Source organism: Nocardia abscessus NBRC 100374 (genome assembly GCF_000308455.1).
GTDB lineage: Bacteria > Actinomycetota > Actinomycetes > Mycobacteriales > Mycobacteriaceae > Nocardia > Nocardia abscessus.
The window spans coordinates 25,939-38,513 of the sequence record NZ_BAFP01000271.1; the positions used below are offsets into that span (position 1 = coordinate 25,939).

The 12,575-nt window shown below is 70.1% G+C and carries 11 protein-coding genes; 3 read left to right on the forward strand and 8 right to left on the reverse strand.

Features of this window, described 5'->3' with window-relative positions; all coding sequences use genetic code 11:
- Nucleotides 1-5 precede the first annotated feature (5 nt).
- On the reverse strand, nt 6-749 hold the full coding sequence (locus tag ON19_RS35250; protein WP_157230014.1) for a hypothetical protein: 744 nt from the start codon (nt 747-749) through the stop codon (nt 6-8).
- 338 nt (nt 750-1,087) lie between these two features.
- Here ON19_RS35250 and ON19_RS35255 point away from each other — a divergent pair, with 338 nt between their 5' ends.
- Nucleotides 1,088-2,041, forward strand: a complete 954-nt coding sequence (locus ON19_RS35255; RefSeq protein ID WP_227954900.1) for a fatty acid desaturase family protein — start codon at nt 1,088-1,090, stop codon at nt 2,039-2,041.
- Nucleotides 2,042-2,079: 38 nt separating this feature from the next.
- Here ON19_RS35255 and ON19_RS39500 read toward each other — a convergent pair whose 3' ends face one another.
- The 4 genes from ON19_RS39500 to ON19_RS35275 form a co-directional block, all read right to left on the reverse strand.
- On the reverse strand, nt 2,080-5,442 hold the full coding sequence (locus ON19_RS39500) for an ESX secretion-associated protein EspG (RefSeq protein ID WP_051169632.1): 3,363 nt from the start codon (nt 5,440-5,442) through the stop codon (nt 2,080-2,082).
- 63 nt (nt 5,443-5,505) lie between these two features.
- Nucleotides 5,506-5,979 carry a YbaB/EbfC family nucleoid-associated protein gene (locus ON19_RS35265; RefSeq protein WP_051169633.1) on the reverse strand — a complete coding sequence of 158 codons (474 nt, stop codon included), beginning with the start codon at nt 5,977-5,979 and terminating at the stop codon, nt 5,506-5,508.
- A 7-nt stretch (nt 5,980-5,986) separates the two neighbouring features.
- Entirely contained in the window at nt 5,987-6,322 is a 336-nt protein-coding gene (locus ON19_RS35270; RefSeq protein ID WP_043703097.1) for a hypothetical protein, read from the reverse strand.
- Between the two features lie 24 nt (nt 6,323-6,346).
- Entirely contained in the window at nt 6,347-8,422 is a 2,076-nt protein-coding gene (locus ON19_RS35275) for a WXG100-like domain-containing protein (RefSeq protein ID WP_043703100.1), read from the reverse strand.
- A 236-nt stretch (nt 8,423-8,658) separates the two neighbouring features.
- On the opposite strand from ON19_RS35275, the gene ON19_RS39505 reads away from it, so the two are divergent.
- Nucleotides 8,659-9,762: a hypothetical protein gene (locus tag ON19_RS39505; RefSeq protein ID WP_051169634.1), complete on the forward strand. Its 1,104-nt coding sequence runs from the start codon at nt 8,659-8,661 to the stop codon at nt 9,760-9,762.
- Nucleotides 9,763-9,794: 32 nt separating this feature from the next.
- Here ON19_RS39505 and ON19_RS35285 read toward each other — a convergent pair whose 3' ends face one another.
- Both ON19_RS35285 and ON19_RS39510 read right to left on the reverse strand, forming a co-directional pair.
- Nucleotides 9,795-10,760, reverse strand: a complete 966-nt coding sequence (locus tag ON19_RS35285) for a cation diffusion facilitator family transporter (protein WP_043703102.1) — start codon at nt 10,758-10,760, stop codon at nt 9,795-9,797.
- A 143-nt stretch (nt 10,761-10,903) separates the two neighbouring features.
- Nucleotides 10,904-11,410: a hypothetical protein gene (locus tag ON19_RS39510; RefSeq protein WP_051169635.1), complete on the reverse strand. Its 507-nt coding sequence runs from the start codon at nt 11,408-11,410 to the stop codon at nt 10,904-10,906.
- Here ON19_RS39510 and ON19_RS42605 point away from each other — a divergent pair.
- Entirely contained in the window at nt 11,399-11,605 is a 207-nt protein-coding gene (locus tag ON19_RS42605; protein ID WP_157230015.1) for a hypothetical protein, read from the forward strand. The two genes, ON19_RS39510 and ON19_RS42605, sit on opposite strands and share 12 nt — an antisense overlap.
- A gap of 63 nt (nt 11,606-11,668) precedes the next feature.
- Here the strand turns inward: ON19_RS42605 and bla are convergent, their stop codons facing one another.
- Nucleotides 11,669-12,568: a class A beta-lactamase gene (gene bla / locus ON19_RS35295; RefSeq protein ID WP_043703207.1), complete on the reverse strand. Its 900-nt coding sequence runs from the start codon at nt 12,566-12,568 to the stop codon at nt 11,669-11,671.
- Nucleotides 12,569-12,575: the final 7 nt, after the last annotated feature.

Consider the following 12,575-nt stretch of genomic DNA (forward strand, 5'->3'; position numbering starts at 1 on the left):
CCCGTTCACTCTCGCCGTGCAGGTTCGTCCGAGCGTCTCGAGCCGGTGATGCGATACGGCAGGCGGAGGGCTTTCGGTGGATGGTTGTACACCCATTGGGTGACGGCTGTGATGGCCGAGCCGAGGGACGTGGCGCCGGCGAGCAGCGCCCAGTAGGTCAATCCCGCGGTGTCGTAGGAGACTTGCCTGACACCCGGCACGATGAGGCTGCCATTGCCGAAGGCCCAGCTCGTCACCATTCCGACCTGTCCACCCAGGTCCGAGCTGCGGGCGAGCGGGGCGCGCAGCTCGGGGGCTTTGCTGTTGACGTAGAGCACGGTGAGCACGACCAGCGCCGCGGTGGTCACCGTGGAGAGCGTCGCCACCCGCGCCAGCACCTCGGTGCGATACCGCAGATTCGCCGCCACCGCGCAGACGGTGACGACGATCGCGGCCGCGGCGAGAAGCGCCAAGGCGCCGCTGATCCGCGCGGCGGGTGGCTGCGACGACGACCAGGCGTTCAGGTAGGAGGTGGTCGCGCTGACCCGGCCGAAAGCGTTGGCGCTGGCTTTGCCGTCGGCACCGGCGACCCTCAGCCACGGTTGGAACAGCAGGAGAAGCGTGACAATGCTGCCTGCCACGGCGCCCAGATAGCCCCAGTAGCCGTTCAGCGTCGACAGGAGCGGGCGGGAACCGGCGAGCCGTCCCGGCACCGCGCTCGGTACGCGATCGAGTCGAGAATCGTTGACCGACCAGGGAGTTGGCTGCACGTCGCTCCGGAATAGGAAGTAGGTTCGATGTCGCGAACCGAGGTGGGCAGGGCAGTCCACTGCGGTCCGCAGGGGACCCGGTCCGGACAGAGGGGTATCCGGGACACTAAGCGCGGCACGACATTCGAAGAATGATTGCGATCAGCGAGATCTTGAATCCGAGTTCGGCCGTACGGCGACCGCTGCCGTCGTGTAGCTGCTGTCGAAGTGATTCGCCTTGCCGAGCTGTCCTGCCACATCACCGTTTCGTTGCGCGGACGTAAGGGGCGCGACAGCGTGTGTAGGGGCGTTCGTGGTGCGGATCGGGCACGCTCGGTTTCCGGAGGAAGACCGCAGAGGTGATCGAGGGCGAGATGACCGAACGGCGCACCGGCAACGCCGCCCGCGCGCAGCGCCGCGACGACGGGGATCGGATCGGATCGTGGTTGACCGCCGGAGTGGTGGCGCTCGGTCTTTTCCAGCTCTTCGCGCTACCGCTGCTGCTGTTGCCCCGCGACCGCGCGTGGGGTTGGGTACTGCTGCCGTCGGCGCTGCTGACGACGACGTTCTGGTCGGTGATCCACGAGGCCGTGCACGGCAATCTGCACCATCGGCGCGCCCGCAACGACCGGTACGGACGTGTGCTCGCCGTGTTGTACGGTTCGCCGTTCGCGTTGCTCAAAGCCGGTCACCTGCTGCACCACCGCTACAGCCGGACGCGGGAGCGGGCCGAGGTCTACGACCCGGCGACATCCAGCTGGGCGAAGGCCGCGCCCGGGTACTACCTGCGGCTGTTCGGCGGGCTGTATCTACTCGAGGTCGCGGCCGTGGTGCTGGCGGCGCTGCCCGCCGCGGCGGTGCGCCGGCTCGCCCGAGCCGTGGACGGGCCGGACACGGTGGCGGGGCCGCTGCTCGAGCGCGTCGCGCAAGGGGAGGCGTTCCGGCAGTTGCGCGTCGACGCGGCCGCGATCACGGTGCTCCACGGCGCGGCGTTCGCCGCCTACGGTGTTCACTGGTGGATGTTGCTCGCGGCGTCGGCCGGGCGCGGCGTGATCGTCTCGCTGTCGGACAACGCGTACCACTACGGCACCGACCTCGATGAGCCGCTCGAGGCGCTGAACCTGGAACTGCCCGCGCCACTGGAGATCCTGGCGCTGAGCTTCAACCTGCACGGTATGCACCATCGCCGTCCGGGCCTGCGCTGGTACGAACTCCGGCCCGCCTTCGACGCCGAGGACGGCCGGTACGACTCCGGCTGGTTCCGTGCGGTGGCCCGCCAGATCCGCGGCCCGATCGGACTCACCGATCGCTGAGCCGTCCTGCGCGGGTGCGACGGCGACGCCGTGGCGGATCACTCCTCGGTTTCCATGTGCGAATCCATCCGCGACAGGATCTCCTCGATCCGGTCGCGCACCCAGAGGGTCAGCCGGTCGCTGCCCATGGCGGTGGCGACCGGGCCCGGGTGATCCAGGGGCATCACGTAGCGCCCGTCGTCGGGGAGGTCCCGCCACAGCAGGCCCGCTTCGATACGTCCGCGAGGTCCGTACTTCGAGCGGCCCTGCAGCACCTTGACGATTCCGGTGCTGACGGTGGGGGCGTCGAAGAACGCGGCGCTACGGAACGCGTCGTCGTCGGGATCGTCGTCGTTGTCGGAGATCGTGGCCCTGCGTTCGCGCTCGGGCTCCGGTTCGGTGGCCGGGAGCGAGAGGCGGATGTCGTCGAGCCGGCCCGCTCCGCAGCGGGGAAGCAGTCCCACCACGGTGTCGGCCAACGCGTGGGGGTCGCACTCGGCGGCGTCGAATCCCCCGCTGTGCGCGAGTGTTTCGCCCGGCCGCTGGGTGATCACATAGCCGCGCGCCCGGTGCCGGACCGCGTGCACGCGGGTGCGTGCTTCGGGATTGCCGAAATCCTGGTCGTTCCACGCGTGCGCGACGACGAAGACGTCGGGTTTGGCGAGCGCGCTGGCCATGGCGTCCAGATCGTGGTCGAGCCGTTGCCGCAGCTGCTGCCGGATCTGGGCCTTCTCCAGCTCGTAGTCCGCCGCGAGCCGGGTGCGGCTGGTGAAGACGAACGGGGCGGGTAGCTCGCCCTGCCGAACCTCCTCGCACAGCAGGTTGAACTCCAGATCGGTGAATTCCCAGGTCGCGCTCACGAGTCGATCACCGGCTTCACCCGATCGGGCACCGCCCCGATGGCGTCGTCGAGATGGGTCTTCGACTGCAGGAACTTCGCGGGCTTGTGGGCGGTGTTGCCCTGTCCGGCGCCGCTTGCGGCGGCGCCGGGCGCCCCCATCATGGGCGCGCCGGCGGGCACACCGTCCTGACGCGCACCGGCCGCCGCGGCGGGATAAATCGGCGTTTCCGCACCGGGCAGCGACGCGCGCGGGAACAGTTGCGCGGCACGGGATTGCTGGGTCGGATGTTCCGACAGCCCCGCCTCCACTCCGGTTCCCGCGCCACTCGGCCCGGGCCCCGGGCCACCCGCGCCCGCGGGGCTCGACGGGACCGTGCCCGGCCGCGGCCGCCAGCGCATTCGGATCGAACTGCCGCAACAGCTCCTGCAGCTTCTCCGCACCCGGCAGCGTGCTCCCGAGTCGGGTGAGCGCCTCGAGCCCCTGGGTGAGTGCCTTCCCCACTTGCCCGAGCAGATCCCGGCCCGCGGAGGCGAGCGAACCGGCGCCTTGCGCGCCTGCGGCACCCGCCGCCGATGCCGCGTCTCGCGACGCGAGACCGGCTCCGGCGGCTGACGGCCCCTCCGTGCGGGTCGCAGCAGCCAGCGCCTGCTCGTCGAGCGCGTTGGGAAGGTTCTCCAGGACCGAGCGCACCCCGGCCGGGTCCACACCGCTGAGTTTCGACAGCGCGTTCTCGTCGACGACCTCCGGGATGCTGTCCAGGATCGAACGCACCTGCTCCGGCGGCAACCCGGTGAGTTTCGACAGGGTGTCCTCGTTCAGCAGGCCGGGGAGATTGTCGAGGACCGACCGCACCTGTGCGGGGTCCGCGCCCGTCGCCCGCGCCAGCGCGTCTTCGAGCGATGCCGCGCCCGCGCCGGGAGCCGTGCCGCTGGATTTCGACGGCGTCCCGCCGGGCGAGCCGCCCGATCCGGAGGACATGCGCGGCAAGGGGACCGAGCCGAGGGAGGGAACATCGGGCATACTGCCGCTCGCGGCGGATTCGGGCTGCCCGCCCGACGACGTGCTCCCCCGGGGAGAGGCGGAACTTCCCGACCCGCCGGACGAACGCGCGGGCGCCGTGCCGCCCTGGGACCCGACGGAACCGCCGAACAGGCCGGCGGGGCCGGAACCGGAGCCACTGCCGGTGGATCCGCCGTCCGACTGTGAGCCGGTCCCGCCGGAAGCGGCGTCGTAGCCGCGGGGCAGGGAGGCGCCACCGTTCTCGTGCGAGGAGCCCGCGGTCTGGGTGCCGCCGCCGGGCGTACCGGCCCCGGAGCCGGTATCCGAGCCCGTGCCGGTGGGTCCGGAGCCGCCGTTGCCCTGTGCGGCCTCCAGACCTTCCCGGTAACCCTCCTGGTAGCCGGCCTGATAGTCCTCGCTGGGGGTCTGGCCGCCGGTGCCCTGGTCTCCGTAGCCGGGGCGCTGCCCACCACCTGTACCCGTCTGCCCGCCTTGGCCGTTCGGGTCGTTACCGGGGCTGTTCTGATTGTTGCCCGGCTGGTTCTGCCCCTGCCCGCCGGAGGGCTGCGGTGCGGCGATCGGCCCGTTCACCACCGGCATCACCGACACCGTGTTCTTCATGCCCTCGCCGTAGTGCTTCTGCCACTCGTCGCGGTATCGCCGGGTCACCCTGCCCGGGCAGCAGTCGCCGGGATCCGAGGTCGCGGGCATGCTCAGTTTGGTGAGATGCAGCCACTGCGCCGTGTAGTCCAGATTCTGGCTCATCGCGATCATGGAGGTGATCAGCGGCTGAACCCCGTCGGAGTAGCTGCGGACCGCTGCGGCGGCCGCGCTCGCGCCCTGCCCCTCCCATGCCTCGGTACCCGCGGAGATCACGGACACGAAACTGTTCAGCTTGCCCAGCAGATCATTGGCCAGGCTGTGCCAGGTGCCCGCGGCGGCGAGTACCGGCTGCGGATCGAGATCGCGCCCCAGCTCGTACAACTCGGTGAAGCTGAGACTGTCCTTGTTCTCGATGTTGGCCGTGACGCCGGTGTCTTTCGCGCCCTGGTAGTCCTTCAACGACGAGGGAAAGCTCTCGGCGTTCGCCTTCGCGACGTGGATGTGCCCGTCCTCGTCCTTCCAGGTGAAACCGCCGCTTGGCTTGTCGAATTCGGCGTCGGGCGCACCGGGGGCCTTCTTGCCCGGTGTGTAGGGCGTCGCCTCGGTCGGCATCTTCAGCGCGCTCAGCGCCTTGAAGGTGTCCCCGGAATCTCCGTCGGTCCTGGTATACGACTTGCCCGCGGCGATGTAGGTCTCGCCCATGTCGGTGACGATCTTCGCGTGGTCGTTCAAGATGGTGTGCAGGCGGGTTCCCTTGGTGGTGAACGCCATCGCCAGCTGGGCCCCGGAGGTCAGGGTGCCGATCGGCGCGAAGTTGTTCAAGCGCAGGTCGGTCACCGCGGCGGCCATCCCGAGCAGGTCGTCGACCAGATCGGCGCAGGCCTTGGCCGCGGCCAGGGCATCGGCGGGATCGAACTTCAGATATCCCGCTTTCGCCTGGTTCTCCAGTCCGGACCACGTTTTCGGTTCGAGGGCCATCGTCACCTTTCTCCGCCGGGGATCGGGGCCCGGCTCCTTCGGGTGTCCACTGCCGGTGCGGCGTCAGTCGTCGTTGTCGGCGACCACCGACCGCGGCCCCGTGGCGCCGGAATCGTCGACGGGCCAGCGTGCCGGATCGGGCGGCGTCATGGGCGGGGCGGGCGCGGTCGGGATCATCGCGCCCAGGTCGGGGGCTCCTTCGACGATCTCCGAGAGTTTCGGCAGCGCGTTCCTGCGGTCCAGTAGCGGCGCCATCAGTTCCCTGCCGCGCCCGGCGACCTCGGCGGCCGCCGCCTGCACGGCCGCCGTGATGTTCTCGGCGATCTCCTCGAGGCTCAGATCCAGGACGTCGTCGGCGAATCTGGTGGCGATCAACACACCGTCGGCGTTGACCGTCACCTCGATGCGCTTGTCACACGCGGTGACCGTGGCCGTGAGCAGCGAGCGCTGCTTCTGCAGTTCGGCGATCCCGCGGAACTGCTCGCCGAGGCCCTCCAGCATCGTCGCCATGTCCGCGCGCAGGCGTTCGTTCACCATGTGCCGCTCACTTCCCCAGCTGCCCGCCGGAGGCATCGTCGGTGCCGGTCAGCGAGTCCGCGGCCTCGCGCTGGCCCTCCGACATGTCGTCGAGGGTCTGCGCGGCGCTCGTCGCGCCGTCGAGCAGGTTCTTGCGCGCCGCCTGGTAACCCTTCTCGCCTTGGGCGAACTTCCTGCCCCGCTTGTCGTCTCCCCACGGCATCGTGGTGGCGTCGGATTCGATGCCCGCCAGGGTGTTCCGGAGTTTCTCGGCGGTGGCGGTGACCTTCGTCGACAACTCTGCGGTCAGCTCCGATGCCCGGCGCAGCTTGTGGGGGTCGACCTCCACGTGGTCGGCGGCCATGGCACTCCTTTCGATGTCGGCGGTTCAGATGGTGAAAGGCACATCCACGTCCTCGGGGCCCGCGGCGGCGGCCTGCGCACCGGGCTCGGGGGAGGGCGCCCCGGGCAGCCAGTCGTTCGGCTGCGACGCGCCGCCAGCGGGTGGCGTGAAGGGGCCGGGCAGCGGCTCCACCGAGGGCCATTGTTTCGGGCGGGGCTTGCCGCGCACGTCCTTGCCCTCACCCAGGAACGGCTCGTCGGCGCTGGTGGCGATCGGGTTCCCGTGTGTACCGGACGCACCGGTCACCTGCGATCCGGCGGGGCGCGGGCTACCACCGGGGTGAGGTGGCGGCGTGTGCCCGTTGGAGGTGGGTGTCGCGGGCGGCGTGCTGCCGGGGGAAGGGGGCACGGGCGGAAGCGGCGCTCCCCCAGGGAATCCCGATCCCGTGTTGCCGGGCGGCGGGCCTCCGGTCGAGCCCCAGCCGTCCACCGACGATTCCCAGGAGGTGGGTGGCCGGCCGGTGAAATGGCCGGACTGGCCCGACCCGGAACCCGTGGAGTAGCCGGCGGTCGATCCCGTGGACGAGGAGGAGTCCGAGAAGGTGCTGGCGGCATCGTGATACACCGTCTGGCCCGATCCCGTACCGACGCTGTCGGGTGTGGCGGGCCGGGAGGACTGTCCGCCGCTGTAGCCGCTGGTGGCGTCGTGGTACACGGTGTGGCCGGAGCTGCTGCCGGATGACGAGACGTCGCCGCGGCCCGAGTGGGTCGACGCGGCGCTGCCGCCGGCGACATCGGAGGCCGGGTGCGAGCCGCCGGGCGTAGCGCCGGAGGTGGAGCCGGTGGGGTGCGGCGCCGGGGTGCCGGTGGAACCGGCGACCGCGGACGCGGCAGGCGACGGGCGCCCGGCGGGCACGCTCGCCGCGGCGCCGGTGGTGGTCGACTGGGGTCGGCTCCCGCCTGTGCCGGTGGTGGTCGATCGGCTTCCGCCCGTGTTGGTGGTGGTCGATTGGGGTCGGCTCCCGCCCGTGCCGGTGGACGATCCGTCCTGGACCGGTGGGCGTCCGGTGTTGCCGGTCGACGGTTTCGGCATCCACACATAGGAGCGGATATCCCCGCGCCCCGGGGGAATCGGAGTTCCCAGGGCGAATCCGCCGCGCGCGCCGCCGACCAGGCCACCGCGTGCGATGCCGCCGACCCAGCCCGCGCCGGACGAGAACGACGACCAGTCACCGGTGACCGCGCCCGCCGCCACGTTCCCGAACGCGGTGCCGACGGCGCCGGAGGCGCCGCCGATCACCACACCGCGGCCCACCCGCCCGAAGGCGTTGTCCAGGTTCTTGCCCGCGATCTTGTCGATGCCCTTCCCGAGATACCGGCCGAACTCACGGCCGGGGATCACCCCGGCGACCCCGGCGAGGATGGACAGTCCGAACTCGCCGCCGTTGAAGTGGCGGCGCTTGCCCGCCGCGAGCTGGCCGACCTGCACCGCCCCGTTGATCGTTCCGGTGATGGCGGCGGCCTCGATCGCCCGCGCCCCGTAGACGCCGTACCCCTTCGCCGTGGGCAGCACCGGGCGCAGCTGCACCGCGCGGGTCCAGAAGTGCCGCTTGACCGTCGGTGCGCCGAGCCGGGCGGCGATATTCGTGATGATCTTCTGGACGAAGTCCTCGAACACCTTGAGGAAGGACCGGGTCGTGGTGATCGCGGCCGCCTCCACCGCGGGCGCGGTCGGTGGGAACAGCCATGCCCACAAGATCTCGAGCGCGAGCCAGGCCAGGGTCACGATAACGGTGATCTTGGTCGCCTGGATCTCGGTGCCCATGTCGAACGCGCTGTCGCCGACCGTGCTCATCAGCTGCGCCAGTGCCTCCAGGGACTGATCCCCGGTGCGCAGGACATCGTAGCGAGCCCCCATCGCGGCGCCGCCTTCCCCTTGCGGGTATGCCGCCACGGTGGCCTGCTCGGCTTCATCGATGCCCGCGAGCAGCGCCTCGAGTTCCTTGCTCGCCGTCTTCCACGCCTCCGAGGCCGCCCATGCGGCGTCCTCGTCGCCCTTCGGCCAAGTCGTGCCCGCGACCCAGGCCAGCCACTGCAATCCCTCGGGCAGGTAGATGGTCACCGCTGCTCCGCGGTGGCCCCGAAGCGCCCTCTCGGCTTGCTCCCCACAGCTCGCCTCCTCGGCGGTCGACGTCATCGGATTACACCGCAACAAGTTGAACCTTCATCGACACGCAAGCGAATTCTGCTCGCGCACAGCATGGGTCGATCGGCCGAATGCGAAAAGCCCGTGTCGGCAACACCGTTCGTTCTCCGCCGGGTGGTAGCCTCGCGCCGCGAACGAGGAGGTGTCACGTCGTGACCGCTGCCGAGGAGCCGCCCGCGGGCGGACAACCGCCGGATGAGGCGAGCCGCCGGATCGCCGAGCTGCTGACCGGGCTCGGGCGGCAGGGCAGTCACGAGATCCAGGCGATCTTCGTGCTGACGGCCGCGGCCGAGCTGGCCTCGGTCGTCGCCACCGACGAGCAGGGCCGTCCGGTCCAGATCGTGCCGCCGGAGGAGGTCCTTGCGCTGGTCCGCAGGCATCGGGAGGCCTCGGCCGCCCTGCCCGAGGGCCCCTGGTGGCGGTATCTGCTCGTGGTCTCGGGCTCCGGTGAGGTGCAGACCGACTACGACTTCGGCGACGAACCGTTTCCCGAGGATCACCTCTTCCCGGCCGAGGTCTATCGGGCGGATCTCGAAGCATTCCCGCGCGCCCGGCTGCCGGTGTGGCTCGCCGCCCACATCGGGCATGCCGACCGGCAGTCGCGCCCCGCCGAGACGGCGGCGCGGGCGGAACCGGGCACGGCGGTGGCGGAGGACGGTCTGCCCGCGCTGCCTGTGCTGGTGGCGCGCTGGGCGGTGCTCTCGGCGGCATTCGTGGCAGTCGGTTCCCCGTGGGGGCCGCGGGTCCTGCCTGCGCTCGGCTTGTTCGAGGGAGCCGAGCGCAGCGGGTCCTCGCTCTGGATCGTGCCCGGCGACCGTGCCGTTCTGTCCGGCGGAGTGTGGAACGACGCAGTTCTCGACGCGGTCTACAACGGTGGGGCGCCGATGCCGGACCTCTACGCGGGCGCACCCGCCTGGGTGGCGAACCCGCTGCTGAACCCGCGCGCCGGCACCGGCCTGCTGTCCTTCTGTTACTGGTGGGATCGCGGCCGGTGGTATCGCGGAGCTTCACCGGCCGCCGTGGACGTCGCCCAGGCAGTCCCCGCTGTGTGGAGCCGGGAGAACACCGCCGCCGTCGTGGCCGCGCTGGTCGAGGACGAACCGGGCGCCCGCGTTCGCGAGGCGGCGCTCGGCCTGGTGCACGCGGCCGAGGGCGGGAAGATCGAACGCGCCGCGCTCGCCGGGGTTTTCGGCGCGGGCGAAATCGATGACGCCTACCTCCAGCTGACCATGGCGGGCGTGGCGGCGGGCGAGTAGGCGAGCGGGGCTCGCTCAGCTCCCTGCCGCTTTCAGTCGGCGTCCTCTGGAGCGGCGATCGTGAGGACCGCGTCGGCGACATGCGGGTTGCGTTCGAGTTCCCGCTCCAGCGCCCGCAGCGTGAGGGCGATGCTGGACTCCGCCGGGTCGCCCACCAGATCGACGCTGGCGATGAGGAAGACTTGACGGGGGCCGACGTATTCGAGGCGCACGAAGCGCACCGACGCCACTTCGGGCATTTCTTCGATGCGGGCGGCCGCGGCGGCGCGGAGCTCGGGTGAGGCCGGCTCGCCGGTCAGGAAGCGCCGGTTACGGTCGATGAGCACTACGGCGATCACCCCGAGGAGCGCGCCGACGAGCACCGAGCCGAGCGCGTCCCAGACCGCTGCGCCGGTGAGCTGGTGCAGCCCCATCCCGGCGAAGGCGATGACGATGCCGATCAGGGCCGCGCTGTCCTCGGCGAATACCGCGCGCAACGTCGGATCGGAGGTCTCCAGCACGTATTCGAGGATGTCCTGATCGTGGCTCTGGGCTTCGCCGCCGAGCTGTCGCGTGGCCTGTAGCCACGATGTCCCTTCCAAGACGAAGGCGATCCCGAGCACGAGGTAGGCAATCGCATAGTCCTGTTCGCCCTGACTCTCGCGCAGCAGTTCGGTGATGCCGTGCCACACCGACACCGCGGCACCGGCGACGAAGAGCCCGACCGCCGCAAGCAACGACCAGACATAGGCTTCCCTCCCGTACCCGAGGGGTCGCTCGGCGTCGGCTGTGCGCGCACTGCGACGGTTGGCGACGAGGAGAAAGATCTGATTGCCGGTGTCCGCCCACGAATGTGCGGCCTCGGCGACCATCGACGCCGAGCCGGAGAGCGTCGCGGCGACCGTTTTGGCAACCGCGACCGCGACGTTGGCGCCGAAGGCGACGATCACGGTGCGGGTACTCTCCCCACCGACCGTGGGCGAGGTCGTCTCGTCGTGGAAAGCGTTCGCTTTCTCCATCTACGCCAGTGTGGCACGACCGCGGGCTCCCACTGCTGCATCCGTCAGCGGTTCGGCTTCGATTCGCACGGCACAGGAGCCCTGCGGGCTGCTCGGCGTCCCCCGAGGCACACCACCGTGGCGGTGGCGATCAGTCTGTTACCTCAATCGATCGTGAAGATGAACGAATACCAGTCTCCGGACAACTTCTCGAACCGACGGTCGCCGGTCCCCACCGGCTCGGTCCCGGGCGAGTAGACCCAGCCGCGGACAGTGGAACCGACAAACCCATCGGCGTCGTAGAAGTAGACGAACCCATCGGACTCGCGGCGAACCGAGCTGATCTCGAGCCCACCGAAGCTCATGTCTGGGCGGGTACTCGGCTCGGCCTCGCGCAGCATCGCGACCGCGACCTCTTCCATCTCCGGACGCGCGGAGTCGAAGCTCGCCGGCCGGAAGATCGCTCCGGTTACCAGGCCCGCGAGCACGACCACCGGCACCGCGGCGACCTTCCATGACCACCGGTGCTCTCTGCCGAGCAAGTAGAGCGTCTTGACCGCCCACACGAGCAGGCAAACACTCAGCAGCAGCCCGCCGATCAGCAGGCCGACGAGCTGATCGGGACCGGTCGAGTTCTGGACGAACGGAACCCAGTCGAGATGGACGCACAAGAGAACCGCGACTCCGAAGACTGTTCCCGTCAGGACCGCGAAACCCGGCGCAGCGGTGCTGTCCTGTTCGCCCTCGGCATGCTGCCCATCATGTACACGAGATGTCTCGATCGGGGCCTCCTCATCTCGACGACAGCGCTGACGCCCGATCCGCGCTCGGCGACGCCGCCCTCGACCGAACTCTACCGGCGGTAGGCCGCCACCGAACGCTCGGCGCAGCGGAACCACACGGGAATTCGGACATGGCCGGAGGTCGTATCAGGTGAGCCTGGCTACTACGTATTCGGCGGCCTGGGCGATGAGAGCCTGGTCGTACGCGGCGTCCGCGGTAGCTTTGCCGGACATGATCGCGAGGACGACAGGCGCGGAGGCCGTGGGCCACACGATGGCTATGTCGTTGAGGGTGCCGTAGTCGCCGGTCCCTGTCTTGTCGGCTACCGTCCATCCTTGCGGCACGCCTGCCCGGATGCGCTGCGCGCCCGCGGCAGTCGCGTTGCGTTCCATGAGGTCACGGAGAAAATCGCGCTTGTCGGCGGGCAGTGCGTCGCCGAGCACGATCTTTTGGTAAACGGTGCCGAACGCCCGGGGGGACGTCGTGTCGCGGAGGTCTCCGGGCGTGGCTTCCGTGATCGCCGGCTCGATGCGGTCCATGCGGGTGACCATGTCGCCGAGGCTGCGCACGTACTCCGTCAGCTGGGCGGGTCCGCCGATATCGCGCAGAAGGAGATTGCCCGCCGTGCCGTCGCTGTAGCGGACAGCGGCGTCACAGAGCTGGCGGATCGTCATCCCCGTGGCCACATGCCGCGGGGTGATCGAGGCGTTCTTCAGCAGATCGTCTTCGGTGTAGGTGACGACCGTTTCCAAGTGTGTCAGCGGATTACGGTGCAAGACGGCTGCCGCCGCGAGCGTCTTGAACGTCGAGCAGAAGGCGAATCGCTCGTCCGCCCGGTGAGCGATGGTGGTGCCGTTGCCGGTCGCGAGGGCATACAGACCCAACCGTGCGTCGAATTTCTGTTCCAGCTCATCGAGCCGATCGTGATGGTCGTCGGTCCGCACGACAGGGGAGGCGGGAGGCGGGTTTTCCGCCGCGCATCCGGCCAACGGTAAGAGCGCTGCCGCCCCGAGAAGACTGCGGCGACTGATGGTTGATGGCGGCAAACTCCGG

Bases quoted from the DNA above. Each gene is read 5' to 3' on its own strand.
- ON19_RS39500 (WP_051169632.1), bottom strand. From the start codon at position 5,442: ATGGCCCTCGAACCGAAAACGTGGTCCGGACTGGAGAACCAGGCGAAA.
- ON19_RS42605 (WP_157230015.1), top strand. From the start codon at position 11,399: ATGGACGCACAAGAGAACCGCGACTCCGAAGACTGTTCCCGTCAGGAC.
- ON19_RS35285 (WP_043703102.1), bottom strand. From the start codon at position 10,760: ATGGAGAAAGCGAACGCTTTCCACGACGAGACGACCTCGCCCACGGTC.
- ON19_RS35270 (WP_043703097.1), bottom strand. From the start codon at position 6,322: ATGGCCGCCGACCACGTGGAGGTCGACCCCCACAAGCTGCGCCGGGCA.
- ON19_RS35265 (WP_051169633.1), bottom strand. From the start codon at position 5,979: ATGGTGAACGAACGCCTGCGCGCGGACATGGCGACGATGCTGGAGGGC.